The organism is Candidatus Babeliales bacterium, assembly GCA_036260945.1.
Classification (GTDB): Bacteria; Babelota; Babeliae; order Babelales; family JACPOV01; genus JACPOV01.
The window spans coordinates 46172-60363 of record DATALT010000001.1 but is presented as its reverse complement, the minus strand read 5'-3'; the positions used below and the strand labels follow the sequence as shown (position 1 = coordinate 60363).

At 39.5% G+C, this 14192-nt stretch carries 13 protein-coding genes; 6 read left to right on the top strand and 7 right to left on the bottom strand.

Annotated features, from left to right (window positions below; translation table 11 throughout):
- Positions 1-68: 68 nt before the first annotated feature.
- Positions 69-1424 carry a magnesium transporter gene (mgtE, locus tag VHO47_00255; GenBank protein ID HEX2977545.1) on the bottom strand — a complete coding sequence of 452 codons (1356 nt, stop codon included), beginning with the start codon at positions 1422-1424 and terminating at the stop codon, positions 69-71.
- A gap of 308 nt (positions 1425-1732) precedes the next feature.
- Between mgtE and VHO47_00250 the strand changes: the two genes are divergently transcribed.
- A complete protein-coding gene (locus VHO47_00250) occupies positions 1733-2680 on the top strand; it encodes an RluA family pseudouridine synthase (protein HEX2977544.1) in 948 nt (315 codons plus the stop codon).
- A 145-nt stretch (positions 2681-2825) separates the two neighbouring features.
- On the opposite strand, the gene VHO47_00245 is transcribed toward VHO47_00250, so the two are convergent.
- From VHO47_00245 to gspE, 4 genes are all read right to left on the bottom strand, one after another.
- Entirely contained in the window at positions 2826-3515 is a 690-nt protein-coding gene (locus VHO47_00245; GenBank protein ID HEX2977543.1) for a phospholipase D-like domain-containing protein, read from the bottom strand.
- 97 nt (positions 3516-3612) lie between these two features.
- Complete coding sequence (locus VHO47_00240; GenBank protein ID HEX2977542.1) at positions 3613-6333, bottom strand: translocation/assembly module TamB domain-containing protein; 2721 nt, start codon at positions 6331-6333, stop codon at positions 3613-3615.
- Positions 6330-6836 carry a hypothetical protein gene (locus VHO47_00235; protein ID HEX2977541.1) on the bottom strand — a complete coding sequence of 169 codons (507 nt, stop codon included), beginning with the start codon at positions 6834-6836 and terminating at the stop codon, positions 6330-6332. Before VHO47_00235 ends, VHO47_00240 begins: the two co-directional genes overlap by 4 nt.
- Before the next feature lie 15 nt (positions 6837-6851).
- Complete coding sequence (gspE, locus tag VHO47_00230; protein ID HEX2977540.1) at positions 6852-8564, bottom strand: type II secretion system ATPase GspE; 1713 nt, start codon at positions 8562-8564, stop codon at positions 6852-6854.
- A 204-nt stretch (positions 8565-8768) separates the two neighbouring features.
- Between gspE and bamD the strand changes: the two genes are divergently transcribed.
- From bamD to VHO47_00215, 3 genes are all read left to right on the top strand, one after another.
- Positions 8769-9656: an outer membrane protein assembly factor BamD gene (bamD, locus tag VHO47_00225; protein ID HEX2977539.1), complete on the top strand. Its 888-nt coding sequence runs from the start codon at positions 8769-8771 to the stop codon at positions 9654-9656.
- Positions 9640-10023 carry a YraN family protein gene (locus VHO47_00220; GenBank protein ID HEX2977538.1) on the top strand — a complete coding sequence of 128 codons (384 nt, stop codon included), beginning with the start codon at positions 9640-9642 and terminating at the stop codon, positions 10021-10023. Before bamD ends, VHO47_00220 begins: the two co-directional genes overlap by 17 nt.
- Positions 10024-10155: 132 nt before the next feature.
- Positions 10156-10494 carry a hypothetical protein gene (locus tag VHO47_00215; protein HEX2977537.1) on the top strand — a complete coding sequence of 113 codons (339 nt, stop codon included), beginning with the start codon at positions 10156-10158 and terminating at the stop codon, positions 10492-10494.
- 37 nt (positions 10495-10531) lie between these two features.
- Here VHO47_00215 and VHO47_00210 read toward each other — a convergent pair whose 3' ends face one another.
- Complete coding sequence (locus VHO47_00210) at positions 10532-10798, bottom strand: hypothetical protein (protein ID HEX2977536.1); 267 nt, start codon at positions 10796-10798, stop codon at positions 10532-10534.
- Positions 10799-10813: 15 nt separating this feature from the next.
- Positions 10814-13051, bottom strand: coding sequence for an ATP-grasp domain-containing protein (locus VHO47_00205; GenBank protein ID HEX2977535.1), 2238 nt, complete (start codon positions 13049-13051; stop codon positions 10814-10816).
- A gap of 109 nt (positions 13052-13160) precedes the next feature.
- Between VHO47_00205 and orn the strand changes: the two genes are divergently transcribed.
- Positions 13161-13727: an oligoribonuclease gene (gene orn / locus VHO47_00200; GenBank protein ID HEX2977534.1), complete on the top strand. Its 567-nt coding sequence runs from the start codon at positions 13161-13163 to the stop codon at positions 13725-13727.
- A gap of 27 nt (positions 13728-13754) precedes the next feature.
- Positions 13755-14111 carry a hypothetical protein gene (locus tag VHO47_00195; protein ID HEX2977533.1) on the top strand — a complete coding sequence of 119 codons (357 nt, stop codon included), beginning with the start codon at positions 13755-13757 and terminating at the stop codon, positions 14109-14111.
- Positions 14112-14192: the final 81 nt, after the last annotated feature.

Here is a 14192-nt window from a genome sequence, read left to right as displayed (position 1 = left end):
GTAATTTCAATAACAAAGACTTTTAAATCGTATTAATTATGGCTTTTTTTGTCAAGAAAATCGCCAATTTAATACAAAATTAATTTACTTATGTAACAATAAATCAACAATCCAAATATATCCATAAGCGTTGCCAGGAAGGGTCCCGCCGCATATGCAGGGTCAATATTAAAGCGCTTAAGCACTATTGGAATTCCAGAGCCTAGAATAACCGAAAGGAGAACTATAAAAAAGAGAGAAACGCTTACCGCGAAGCTGCCCAACAGTTCTCCGTACGTAAAGTAAACCCGCAAAAAAGAAAAAACACTCAACACCGAAGCGATCATAAACGCCATTAAAATCTCACGGCGCAAGAAGCGGCCAATGTTATTTTGTGTAATATCGCCAGATGCCAATCCTTGAATTACCAATGCGGAAGTTTGGCTACTTGAGTTCCCGCCGGTACTAGTAAGCATCGTAATGAAAAGCGTAAGAAAGCCACAAATAATCGATTCGTACGATTTTATAATGATACTAGAAACCGATTGCGCTAAGAGTAAAATAATCAAAATGTAACTGCGCTCATAAAATATACGAAAGAAGGAAGTTTCAAAATACGGATATTTGATTGGCGTCATCGCAGAAATACGATATACGTCTTCACTCGCTTCTTGCTCAATGACGTCAACCAACGTGTCGCTGGAAATAACCCCCAAAAAAAGGTTATTTTCATTAACCACTGGCACTGTCATCAGGCCATAGTGAATCATCTTTTTTGCTACTTCTTCTCTATCTTCATCTGCAGCAATTACAAGTTCATTTTTACGCAAAAAAGAAGCAAGTCTATCTTTAGGATTTTTAAGAACTAAATCCTCAAGCTGAATATGCCCCACCAGTTTATTATCTTGATCGGTCACATAAATTTGCTGATGCAAATCGCGCCGGGGCTGTAATCGCTGAAGAACATGAATACTTTTTTCTACCGTAAAATCCTGTAAGAAAGAAAGTACATCGGTATTCATAATACCGCCAGCAGACTCCGGATCAAATTTGAGCAATGAAAGAACGGTCTGCCGATCTTGAGTACTGAGCAGTTTCAGATAATCCTTAAGTTCATCATCAGAGAGCTCATCAAAAAAGTCGGTCAATTCATCGATCGGGGTATTATTTAAAATGCCCGCTTTATCTTGATCGGGCAAAAACGAAAGAACAAATACTTTCATCGCGTTTGAAAGTTCCCCAAAAACCTCAATTTTGAGCCCCATTGGCAACGCCAAGAATATTTTTTTTGCACTTTCTTTGTCTATTATCGAAAAAAATTGAGCACTATCTGCCGGGTGAAGGGACAAGAATTGTTGCCATCGAGCCTGAGCCTGGGGAGTATCTCTCATAATTAGCTCATCCACATGATGTTGCATCTCCTGCAGCAGCATATCTGAGTTCATAGGATTGCACTCCTGAATGGTTTGCCCAGAGAAAGCAGCTTCGTGGCATTTGGCGTGTGCCGCACCCCGTCGCCTAAAGGAACATCCGCCTTATTTTTCCGGGTCCCCGCAAAATCGTAGTTTTTCTGTCACTACGTGCGAGTTGGTTAGCAAAAAAGTGGTATTTTTTGGTCGAGCCTTCTAAGCATAATCGATCAGCTGGCCCATGTCCATTTGACTTTAACCTACACTCTTTTTAATCTGGAAACTAGAGGCTGGTTGCTATTTCTATTACAACTAAGCGAGTTTTCCAAAACGAGGTATAAAAAATGGAGAATATGTCAGAAAAAATCCATACGTCTCATGCTCTGAAAGCATTGCCCGAACAAAAGCCGGTTCGTGCAGATGTTTTCATCGCTAAGCATATTTCCCATTATTCCCGCTCATACCTCCAAGATCTTATCAAAAAAGGGCTTGTGACGATCAACAATAAAGTTGCTAAATCAAGCACCCTGGTAAAACCATCGGATGATGTTATGATCGCGATTCCTCCCGCTCCTTCTATTTCGTATACAGGTGGCCCGGAAATCGAAAACAAACTACAGAACTTTGATGTAAAAATTGTTTATGAGCATAAAGAGTTTTTAATCGTTGCCAAACCAGCCGGGCTCATGGTGCATAAGCCTTCAGCATACAATACGGATGTAACGCTTGTTGATTGGCTTCTTTCTCGCTGGCAACAGCTAAAAATGGTAGGTAATCAAGATAGGCCTGGCATCGTTCATCGCCTCGATAAAGATACCTCAGGCCTCATGGTAATTCCGCGAACGAATTATGCACATTTTAAATTTAGTGATCTTTTCAAGAATCGTGCAATTAAAAAAACGTATATTGCAATCGTTCATGGTCATCCTGATCGCATAGGCTCCATTGATTTTCCCATCGATCGCGATCCGATAACGCGGAACAAAATGTCTCACCAATCCGCTCAAGGGCGAGCTGCGCTGACTCATTATAAAGTGCTTGAATATTTTACCGACACAACGCTCGTTGAAGTTCAACCAGTTACGGGACGCACTCACCAAATACGCGTTCATTTTAACGCGATCGGCCATCCGCTGGTGGGCGATATTCTTTATGGTAAAAAATCACCACGCATCGATCGCCAAGCGCTTCATGCTTCTTCACTTTCATTTGCCTTTGATGGCGAACCTTTTTCTTTTCTCGAATCGATGCCCGCAGATATGCAACGGGTGATTGATCAGCTCAAAAAATAAGCCCTGCGCACAGAGTATGCGCACACAAATTTTGCTTGCTTTTTTCCATAAACAGAAATAGTCTGGTGCCAAGCTAAGAAGGAATTGTAGTAATGAAGCAAATCATCATATGAGTTTAGCGCATCTCCTTTTTAGCTTCCGTTTTTTAGCGCACTCTTAAAGAATAAATTGTTCTTCTGATTCCGTATTTTAGACCGTTCCACATTTCCTGTGTCGCGTATTCACGAAGCGCTTCTTTAGTTGGAATGCCAGTTGAAGCTTCGCCTTTAATTTTTCCAAAATTTTTCTTAAAATCGGCAATCATTTCACTATTATTTGTAACAATAATATTTTCTTTATTACTCAGTAATCCGCCCTTTGTCGTGTTTGCTGAGCCGGTAACCAAAAGAGGTCCTAAGAAATTTTTTTTAAATAGCCAATATTTATTGTGCATAATCGAATATGGTTTTCCATAATAGCCCATTTCAATTCCTGCCTGATATAAGCTGGTAATTTTTTCGTTCTTATCAAAAAAGCAACCAAGATCGGTAATCAAACAAATTTTTACTCCCCGCTTAAACGCTGTCAAAAGCTCCGCAGCAATATCTGGCTCAGTAAGTCGATAAAGCGCTGCGATAATTTCTTCGGTTTCGCAGCGAATTAAATCGATCATAATTTTTTTTACCGAATGTTCTTTATCGGGCGTAAAAAAAGATTTTTGTATCTGGCCATTCTTGCTCGGCAACGATTCGCACAAATAGTTAATTGCCTCATCTGGCGCAATCGCATTACCAATACAAAATGTGATTAAATTTAAATAGAGAACAATAAAAAACGTTGCTTTATGCATATTCATAGGCCCATTCTCTCCTAATTGCCATTTAAAGTATCGGCTAGCGTACAATAATCTTTTGTGCTTTGCAATTATGAGACAAAAAGCTGCTGGCTTGCTATCAGAACTTCCATTTTACTTCAAGTTCACCGCCAAGATCTCCATGCTCATCTTTAATTGCACGCAAAGTGATATCATCAGAAAAATAATATTCAACTTCAAATTTAGTATCTTCCAGCTGACTAAAATTTTTCTGAACAAGGCCGTGTAACTGATCGTTAACATCGATTTCAATTGCACCTCGCAATCCACCACGCGCTGATTGGTCTGTAAAGCTGGGCACAATTCTTATATTCTTCAGTGGCGCAAGTAAACTTTTAAAATAGCTTTCAAGTTTTGATATCGATTGCTCCGGGCCGAATAAAAGATGCTGCACATTATTCATAATAAGCGTTGGCATAATAAGAGATAATGATCCACTTTCTGATCCAATTAAAAGCAACGTAATAATTTGCTCTTCGGTAAGCGGCGGAGTCGATTCAAAGTTAATATGCGGATGCTCAACTGAGCCGCCAATCCGAAGCGTTAAATCATAATGGCGAACTCTTCCTTTTGCTATCAAGGTTATTTCTGGATCAAAAAGATGAGGCGGAACAAAAAATATTTTTCCTTGCGTAATAAAAAGTGGTTTGTACGGAAAATTCAGCAATCCGCGCGAGAGCAAAATTTTTCCGGTCACCAGTGGTTCTTTCACCGTTCCTTTAACCTTCCAATCAAGCGCTGCATCGGTATCCAGAAACGAAGTTTTAATACTTAATGGCTTGCGCGTCATCAAAGCAATATCGAGATCACCATCAAAAGCTGTTTTTTCAAACGGTGTTTTGAAAGGTGCAATATGCTGCCTTGAAGTAATCAATGAGAAAATATTTTTTTTGAGTTGTCCTTTATCAAGAACAAGTCGACCGTAAATAGTTGTTTGATCATCATTTTTATAAAAAAGCGAATTTCCTGAAATAACAATAAAACATTCTTTTTCAATATTAAAAAAAACTCTTTCTAGCACGCAGGGAATATGCATAAATCGCAATCTTCCCCAGGAATCAAGAATGATAGCAGCGCGCTCAGTTTTGATTGACCCCTCCAGAAGATCGATCACTACATTTTTCAAATAAAATGCACGCCGCGCAAAATCAAGCGCAATTTCTGCGTTAAAATTTTTTACAAAATTATACGTCGGCGCTAATTGAATAGTTCCATTAATCATTTTGATAGCGCCCTCAATAAGACCATTTTTGTATTGAGCAGAAAGTGCGATTTTTCCTTCCCCTTTTACCGATACATTGAAAATCTCTTTGAGCACATTACGAATAATTTGGTAGTCAATCTCTCCTTGTACAATTTTATCTTCGGAGCAATATATCTTTATTAATTCTTTATCTTTTATCTTGCAGCTTCCATCTATGATTATCCCTGCCGGATTTGCCACGAATTGTGCGCAATAGCTTGCCTCATCCAGGAAACCTTGTAATGTTCCTGCGGATGAATCGGCATACAAGGTTCCAGAAATTTCGCGAGCGGTATCATCAATGCGATTTTTTAAACGCACTAAATACGAACCTTCAAGACCTCGATCATTATCATAGTTGCATGTTATTCGTGTTCCTTCAGATTCGATTTGCCATTGCGTGCCCTCTATCGGAACTATTTCAGCTAACGCACACTCGAATGAGCCAATCTTCGTTTGTTGATCAAATCCAAAAGATCCGCTCAATTGAGAAGCAATTGGCGTTGCGAGCGAAAAGTTTCCTTGCCAACGTGTATCATTCAATTTTGCTGTCAAATCAATTGAACCAAGCGAAAGATTATTATATGAAGCTTCTTTTATGTGCGCAGAAGAATCAATAAAACATCCGGATGCATCTTGATTAATTTTTGCAGTTACCAATCCAGCACCTTTGCAATATCGTGCGTGTTCACCGGCGCCAACCAACGTCGCTAATGATGCTACTGGCATCGATGCATCAATAGTAAAAGAATAATCGTAAATTGATCGTACTATCCCTTTTGCGCACATACAGCTTGGGTTAATTAAATTGCCCAATACAGCAATAACGTTTTCGCCATCACTTTTTGCATTAATTATAAGCTGAGTAGTATCATTAAATAATGCGCGATCCGTTTTGCATTTTAAATTGCATGCAAAGATAGGTACTGATTGACCCGTTTCTTTTTCGATAATGCACGAGCCTGAAATTTCGCTCAAATCTGCAAATTTTTTGCTCAATAAATTTCCATCTATTAACGTGCATGCGATTTTTACTCCGTCATCCCTATTATCAATAGAAAGATTGAATGAACTATTGAAATCAATTTCGTTATCTAACTGAAATGTAGCTTCGCTCAATGAAAGAGATTTCAGCACTACGGGCATACCCACCGGACCATCGATCATTGAACGAATATGATTAACGATTGATGGCTCACCCTTTAAAAGCTGAGAATGTGCTTCTAATTTTTTCAAAAAAATCTCTAAGCCAATTTTTTTATTTATTATCGAAAATAGCCAGGGTATTTTTAATTCAAGAAGCGGTGCTTGCCAAAACCATGAATCATCAAGCGCACAAATTTTTATATTTTTTCCGATCACTCTACCGGTGAAAAAATTAATGCTCTCTATTTTCCCCTCTTGCACTCGACAAGAAAATGTTTCCTCAAAAATTTGTTTTATTTTTTTTTCGCAGCTTTTTTTAAAACGATCATCGTTTTGAGTAATAATAATTGCCAAACACGTTCCAATGAACGCTGCAATCAGAAAGCGGCTGAAAAAATCAAAACGGATCATTCTATCAATTTCCATTCATGCTGATAACGATAAAGTCTTATATAGGAAACTAATCCTACTGGTAGCGTAAGTGCGTAACTATTTTTACTTTCTGGTGCATAAAGGTAAACAGTCCCCGAAGAGATAGTACCATCTGGGCGAAATATGGCACGTTGATCCTTAAATGTTACTGCAGAATTTATTCTGTTTTTTGGATCTGATGGTGGCCCATAAATCTCGGGCGCGGCACCGAAACGAACGCATGATGGTAATATGTGTTGCCGATCATCAACGCGATAGCTGCTGCTTGGTATATCGAAAGAAATCGTAAACTCTTTATTTTCAATTTGAGCACGTTGCCCAAGATACCAAAATGCTGAACGCAATTTCTCAATCTCTGCACGTACCGCATACCGCTTGATGCTTGGCGCATGTGCAATCACCATCGTCATTAAAAGAACAACAGTCCCAAATACAATCAAAAGTTCAAGCAACGAACTTCCTGATTGAATTGCACGTGCCATTGCCCCCCCTAAAAATTACTCAATCATTTCTTCTTCCGCAGCCGCAACTCGAACCACTTCTTGAATCGTAGTAAGGCCCTCTTTAATTCTGCGCAGACCATCGCTGACAAGCATGGTCATTCCTTCTTTGAGCGCCTCTTTGCGAATTATGGACATATCAGCACGTTCCATTGTTAATTTCGCAATTTCGTTACTCATCTCCATAACTTCAAAGATCGCCATTCGTCCTTTGTAACCAGTGCCGCCACATTCATCGCAGCCAACTGCCATATAGAAAGTAATAGTTGCTGCCTCTTTGGCAGTTATTCCTAAACTTTCGATCTCTTCGGCTGTCGGTTTATACACTTTTTTACAATGTGGGCAGAGCGTACGAACAAGTCGTTGCGCTAAGATCGCTACAACCGATGATGCAATAAGATATGGCTCAATTCCCATATCTAGCAATCGCGTTATCGTAGCGGGAGCGTTATTTGTATGAATCGTACTTAAAACTAAATGGCCAGTTAAAGCTGCTTGAATGGCGATTTGCCCCGTTTCTTGGTCTCGAATTTCACCGATCATAATAATATCAGGGTCTTGACGCAAAATTGAACGCAATGCTGCTGCAAATGTTAATCCTATTTTTTCTTTTACTTGAACTTGGCCAATGCCGGGCATTTGATATTCAACGGGATCTTCAACCGTCACAATATTTACATCCGGTTGGTTAAGCTCAGATAAAATAGAATAGAGCGTCGATGTTTTACCAGAACCGGTCGGACCAGAAACGAATATAATACCGTTAGGCCGGGCAATACTTCCTTCTATAACTTTATAATCGTGCTCACTAAAACCAAGATCTTTAAGGCGCGAGAAGGTACGCGTTTTATCAAGTAAACGTAGAACAATCCGCTCACCAAATGTTACCGGTAAAATCGAAACACGAATATCGATCGCTTTATCGGCAACTTTTATTTCGATTCTTCCGTCTTGAGGGATTCTTTTTTCTGCGATATTGAGATTAGCCATAATTTTTATACGTGATGCGAGCGCCGCTTGAATACGTTTTGGTGGGTTAAACGCATTGTACATTACCCCATCGATTCTATAGCGAACGCGTACCTCTTTTTCAAATGGCTCAATATGAATATCCGATGCACCCCGTTTTGCGGCTTGAACCAAAATATGGTTTACCAATTTAATAATTGGTGCCTCAGCCGCCATCGCCATAATATCTTTTTCTTCAATTTCAGAAAAATCTACCGCTTCCGGGGCTCCTTTTTCTTCGCCAAGCTCTTCAATCATTTGCTTGGTGCCCTCAAGAGGATAATAACGGTTTATCGCATCTATGATGACGTCGTTCGTGGTGACGCCAACGCCAATATCGCCCCCTAATAAACTACTCAGTTCATCGATCGGCTGATAATCCAGGGGATTAGCGGTCACTAAAATAACCTTGCCATCAAGTACGATTGGAACAACACTATTTTTTCGTAAAAAACGAAGCGGCACCTTAGCAAGTAACCCAGGATCTGCCATTTTTTCAGTAATTTTACCGATATATTCTGCGCCCACCAGCCCCGCATATGCTTGCGCAAGGGCAGCAGCTGGAACAATTTTTTGTTCCTTGAGATATGCCTCAAGCGTCTGGCCTGCTGAGTGCGCCGCACGCTCTGCTTCGTGCAATTGCTGTTCGGTTAATGTACCCTGAGCAACCAGAAGCTCGCCAAGTTTTTTTTTCATCACCATAGTGCGCCTTAAAATACGTTATTTTTACCGTTAGAAGGTACTATACCGTTTCAACATAACATAGTTACTATACCCTTCATAGACTTTTATCGCCAAATAGTAGGGTAACCCCACCGCTCAGATTGCGTTTGCTGATACGCATCTTTTTTGATAGGGTTAGAGATGATATATTTTGATTAAAACATGTTTCTCAAGACATCTATCATGCTCATGGATCGTATTTATTCGTATTGCCTTGCCATTCTAACAATGGTTTTATCGCTCTCTTCTTGCAGAATGAATCACAAAAAAAAGTTGGCTCTTAAAGAGCCACGCACCAAGAATGAAGTCTGCATTCCGTATACTTCGTCGAAAAATCAAGATGAAGCAAAGCGGGAGAAAGAGATTCAGCATAAGCTCGTTAAAGATTTGAACGTTGAAGAATTACGCATTCGTCTTGCGATCGATTATGCTCGCGGATACGAATCGGATCGACTAAGAATCATTGATCAACTTATTATCATGAGTACCGATCAACAAGAAGTACAACAACTTCGCCTCGAGCGCGCAGATCTCTATTTTGACGATGGCAAAATGAAAGAAGCGGCGCGGTACTATCGCGAATACGTAAAATTATATCCTGGCAGCAAAGATCGCGATTATGCAGAATACAAAAAAATACTCTGCAATTTCTATGCTCAGCTCGTACCCCCGCACGATCAAACTCGAACGACAAAAACGCTCGATATGATAACCGCTTATCTTGAACAAGAATCGCAAGAGCAAGCATTTCGCGATGAAGTGAAAAAAATTCAAACGACTTGCTACACCGACCTATTTGAGCATGAAAAAGGTATTTTCAACTTTTATGCAAAGCAATATAATATTAAAGCGGCTGAAGCGCGACTTAAAAATATCCAAAAAACTTTTGTACCCACCGGACGTTTTGATGCAGAATGTCTTGAGCTAGAAGCTTATTTAGCACATTTGCAAGGCAATACTGAACTTCTTAAAGAAAAAACATTGCTCCTTGAATCAAAATTCCCAGGCTACTCGCCAACAATGCTTGTTTCCAACACGCAAAAAAAACCTGATTATGTTCATCGATTCTGAGCAAAATTCAAGAAAAATAGTTGGCCATCTTGGCGAACATGCGGTTGCCCAGCACCTTTTATCAAATAACTATACAATCGTTGCGCGCAATTTTAGAAAAAAAGGTGGCGAAATAGATATCATCGCTCAAAAAAAAGATCTTATTGTGTTTGTCGAAGTAAAAACACGCACCTCCAATTATTTTGCTCTTTCAGAAATTATTGTTCCTTCAAAGCAGCGAAAAATTATCGTAACCGCACGTTCCTATATTCTTGAAAACAAATTACGTGATTACATCCTCCGCTTCGACCTAGCGCTTGTGCATCAAGTCGGCAAAATTTTTAAAATCGAGTATATCGAAAACGCTTTCCAACCGAACGACAATTAAATTTTCTTACGTGCTCGCTTAAAAAAATGCACAAAAAAAACTTCCCATATTTTGTATATCTTTTCATTTATGGCAACTTTTGGTAGGTTCGCGCAGAATAGACCATTTGTATTCTTTTAAATAGGAGACTTTATGAAATTTAAGGTAGCACTTTTGGCTTTCGCTGTTTGTTCAGCTCCACTTGCTCAAGCACAAAACAAATGGCTTGATAATCCGTATTATAACTTTGCAGCAAGTGGTATTTTTGCTGGTTTAGGTGCTTTGTTTTATATGAAAGGTGGCGTTCCCCTTTGCAACCTCAATTATCCACATCCTGCCGCAAATAAAAAAGAATGGGCTGCGCAGAAAGCTCCTTCGCTTTTATCTTTTGGCGCCGCAGCATATCTATTTAAACGCGGTTGGGACAGACTTCCTGCTTCTAACTCAAATACACCTAAAAGCCCTTTTGGCTCAGCAACTACTGGCAATTGATTTCGATAGAGAGCCCCGATAAATTCGGGGCTTTTTTTTATTCATACCAAGCACTAACTGCAAATGCTAAAACTCTTTCGTCTGTGATTAATTTTTTCCTATTGGATTTCTCAAATCTTTTTGGTACCGGTTTATTGTCTCCCAATTTTCCAGCGGATATTTCTTCCGACCCATTTTGCACTTGTGCAAAACGATCTTTAGATACAATAAATAGTGCAAATCGTTGTTGCCAACTTTTGAGCGGCTCCGCGCATTGGAGTTGGACACAACACACTAATAAAAAGCACATTAACAAGTCTTTCATAATTACTTCCTTTTATTATTTTACCGTTGGAGTCTCTATTTTTTTTTCTACAGCTGCAGCGAATTGTTCTTCATGGGCTTGCAAACCAAGCTGAACAATTTGATTAATAAAGTCCATTGGTCTCATGCCAAGCTCTGCCGCTTGATGAAAAATGCATGTTGCGGGCGTTAGCCCGGGCAATGTATTAATTTCTAAAATAACGACTCGCTCTTTTCCAGTTGCGCTCTGCTGTGCCGTTTGATAAAAACAATCAATGCGCGCATATCCTCTACAGCCAACTGCAGAAAAAACTTTTTCTATAATGCGCTGAACATATTCTAAGGTCTGTTTTGGCAGCAACGCAGGCGTCTGGTTCTCTCCAGCTCCCGGTAAAAACTTTTCCTCTATGGATAAAATTGATCCAGCAACAACTGCTTGGCTTGGCGGCAATGCTTGAGGCGAATAATTACCAAGCACTCCAACGGTGAGTTCCATGCCAGTTACCAATTCTTCAATAAGCGCCGCATTTTTGCCTTGATCAAAAATTGTTTGCACCGCTCGCTCAAGCTCATCATCGTTATTCACTTTGCTAACCATTACGCTGCAACCATCATCATGCGGCTTTACTATATACGGAAATGTGCCCACGTTCTGTTGCAATTCTTTTTTAATAAACTCTCGCTCATTTTCCCACATAGTTTTTTCAAGCAGTAAACCACGAGGTACTTCAAACCCCTCTGATCGCAAGAATGAATTCGTTTTCCATTTGTCCATACATAATGCGCTTGCAAGAACTGAAGAGCCATTATAGGGGAGTCCCAACATTTCCAGCGCTCCCTGAACAGAGCCATTTTCTCCAGCGCCTCCATGGAGCGCAATAAATACAAAATCTGCATGCTCGGGCAATGATGCCCAAGAAATTTTTTGCGCACATTCTAAGCTTTTTTCTACTTGCCCTGTTGAGCTTGAAACCAAAAGCTTTTGATCAAGAATAAAAAGCTCTAATTGTCGGTTTACAAAAACAGGAATTGCATCATAACTATGAGGCGATAATTTATAAAATACGTTTCGGCCCGATTCAAGGGAAATCTCTCTTTCATTGGATGCGCCGCCCATTAAAACAGCAACACGCATTTTTTTTTCAGAACTATGTTGTGAAGCGTCTTCCATTTTTCCCATTCGTTTTGCCAAATCGATTCGATTATTTAGTTTATCACAAGCCCGCACCTCAGTTTCAATCAAATGATTAATGAGTTGGGTGTGGCTCATATTGCGTTCTGCGGCTTGCTTAAACATAAAACTTGAAGGGCTTGCACCACTAAAAGTATTCGGATCAATAATAAAGATAGAACCATCTGGTGCTAAAATTCCATCGATACGGGCGCTATTTTTAAATTCCAGCACACGCATTACTTTACAGCAAATATTTTGGATTTTTTCTAAAGCTTCCTGGGTACAACGCGCAGGTGTATAAAGCACCGATTTTCCGGGCATATATTTTTGTTCATAATCGAAATATTCGAGCGCAGGATTCGGTACTACTTCAGTTACAGAAAGTGGCACAAGAACGCCTTCATTATCGGTAATAATAATAGTAGTAAATTCCATCCCATTTATTTTTTCATCAATAATAACCGATTCTATCAATCCATTGTCGCAATAGGCTGCTTTTTTTATTGCCGGCATCAAATCATCTTGATGATGCACTACGGTAACCCCAAAGCTGGAGCCTTCTTTAGCGGGCTTTACAACGCACGGAAAAGTAATCATCTGTTTTTTCATGTCAGAAAGAATAGTTTCTTTATTCAATTCATGGTGCAATTCATGCGCAGTTATTACGACGCAACGCGGCACCATAATTCCGCTCGCTTTAAGTATTTTTTTTTGCATGATTTTATCCATACCCAAAGCACTTGCAAATACTTTGCTGCCAACGTAGGGAATACCGAGTATTTCTAAAAAACCTTGCATCGTTCCATCTTCTGCATAGCGCCCATGCTGCGCTATATACATCGCATCTACTAGTTCTTTCAGCTCATCCCAGCTCACTGATTTCGCCTCTGTCTCAAGCCGATGTTCAAAATCGGTAGTTTTTCCACGATGCAAAAAGCGAAGCGGTAAAATAAAAAGTTTGCCAACGGTATTCTGATAAAGCGGAATAACTTCAAAGCTAAAAGTATCAAGATGATCGCAAACCGTCCGCCCTGAATTGAATGAAACTTCTCGTTCGAGCGATTTGCCCCCCATAAGCACACCAATACGTATTTTATCCATAAAACTCCTTGCCCTTATCCGCTCGTTTTCGATAGTATGAGTATATTAAATAGTGTATAACGAGAATGGTTATAGTTGAACACCATTCGTAAGCAATCGAAAAAAACCTATGAATAAAGCTATCATAAAACGGGATGATTATTTAGTTTGGATCGACTTGGAAATGACAGGATTGGAAATCCAATACGATGTTATTCTCGAAGTTGCAACAATTATCACCGATGGAAATCTCAATCTGATTGCGCATGGACCCCACCTGGTAATCCATCAACCTGATTCGATTCTTGATCATATGAACGAATGGTGCAAAAAAACGCACGGTGCTTCAGGATTAACGCGCGCAAGCCAAGAATCTAACATCACGACCGAACAGGCAGAAGCTGAAACGCTCGAATTTGTAAAACTCTTTTGTAAGCCAAATAGTGCACGCTTAGCGGGCAACTCGGTTTGGCAAGATCGGATATTTTTACAAAAATATATGCCAGTTCTTCTTAATTATTTTAACTACCGCTTAATTGATGTTTCATCAATCAAAGAAGTAATCAAACGTTGGTACCCAACAAATGAAAAAATCAATTTTCAAAAAGCTGATAATCATCGAGCTCTGGAAGATATTGAACAATCAATAAAAGAATTACAACATTATCGCACTAACTTTTTTATTCCATCACTCTGAAGTTAGTAAAGGGAAGCAGTTCTGGAAATGAAGACAAATTGGCTCATTAGAATTCATGCTTATTTACTTTTTTCCATGTTCGTTTGCATAAATAGTATGGATGTAAATAAGATCGACGAGAAAAAACCGAACTCAGAATCAGAAGATGATAAAAGGCCTCAACAAAATACCTATCAACTGTTGTCGAACTGTTTTAACAGAGGGAATGTAAAATCAATGTTTAACATGATCAAATATGTTAAACAAGGTGATATATGTGCTGAGGACGCAACACGGCTTTTACAAAAATTAAAGAGAACCGAGGGCACTCTCCCAATCATACAAAAGCTTATCGAGCTCGGAGCACAAAAAACAATCCCCACGCAATCCTCCGATACAGAATAATGAATAATAGTGCACTCACTGGTAATGACGTAATTATTTGCTAAACTCTTTTTCTATAAACTGCTGTTCGTCCCTTTTATT

What these genes read in the sequence shown, in the direction of transcription:
- mgtE (HEX2977545.1), bottom strand. Translation starts at nt 1,424, where the DNA reads ATGAACTCAGATATGCTGCTGCAGGAGATGCAACATCATGTGGATGAG.
- VHO47_00250 (HEX2977544.1), top strand. Translation starts at nt 1,733, where the DNA reads ATGGAGAATATGTCAGAAAAAATCCATACGTCTCATGCTCTGAAAGCA.
- VHO47_00245 (HEX2977543.1), bottom strand. Translation starts at nt 3,515, where the DNA reads ATGAATATGCATAAAGCAACGTTTTTTATTGTTCTCTATTTAAATTTA.
- VHO47_00240 (HEX2977542.1), bottom strand. Translation starts at nt 6,333, where the DNA reads ATGATCCGTTTTGATTTTTTCAGCCGCTTTCTGATTGCAGCGTTCATT.
- VHO47_00235 (HEX2977541.1), bottom strand. Translation starts at nt 6,836, where the DNA reads ATGGCACGTGCAATTCAATCAGGAAGTTCGTTGCTTGAACTTTTGATT.
- gspE (HEX2977540.1), bottom strand. Translation starts at nt 8,564, where the DNA reads ATGGTGATGAAAAAAAAACTTGGCGAGCTTCTGGTTGCTCAGGGTACA.
- bamD (HEX2977539.1), top strand. Translation starts at nt 8,769, where the DNA reads ATGCTCATGGATCGTATTTATTCGTATTGCCTTGCCATTCTAACAATG.
- VHO47_00220 (HEX2977538.1), top strand. Translation starts at nt 9,640, where the DNA reads ATGTTCATCGATTCTGAGCAAAATTCAAGAAAAATAGTTGGCCATCTT.
- VHO47_00215 (HEX2977537.1), top strand. Translation starts at nt 10,156, where the DNA reads ATGAAATTTAAGGTAGCACTTTTGGCTTTCGCTGTTTGTTCAGCTCCA.
- VHO47_00210 (HEX2977536.1), bottom strand. Translation starts at nt 10,798, where the DNA reads ATGAAAGACTTGTTAATGTGCTTTTTATTAGTGTGTTGTGTCCAACTC.
- VHO47_00205 (HEX2977535.1), bottom strand. Translation starts at nt 13,051, where the DNA reads ATGGATAAAATACGTATTGGTGTGCTTATGGGGGGCAAATCGCTCGAA.
- orn (HEX2977534.1), top strand. Translation starts at nt 13,161, where the DNA reads ATGAATAAAGCTATCATAAAACGGGATGATTATTTAGTTTGGATCGAC.
- VHO47_00195 (HEX2977533.1), top strand. Translation starts at nt 13,755, where the DNA reads ATGAAGACAAATTGGCTCATTAGAATTCATGCTTATTTACTTTTTTCC.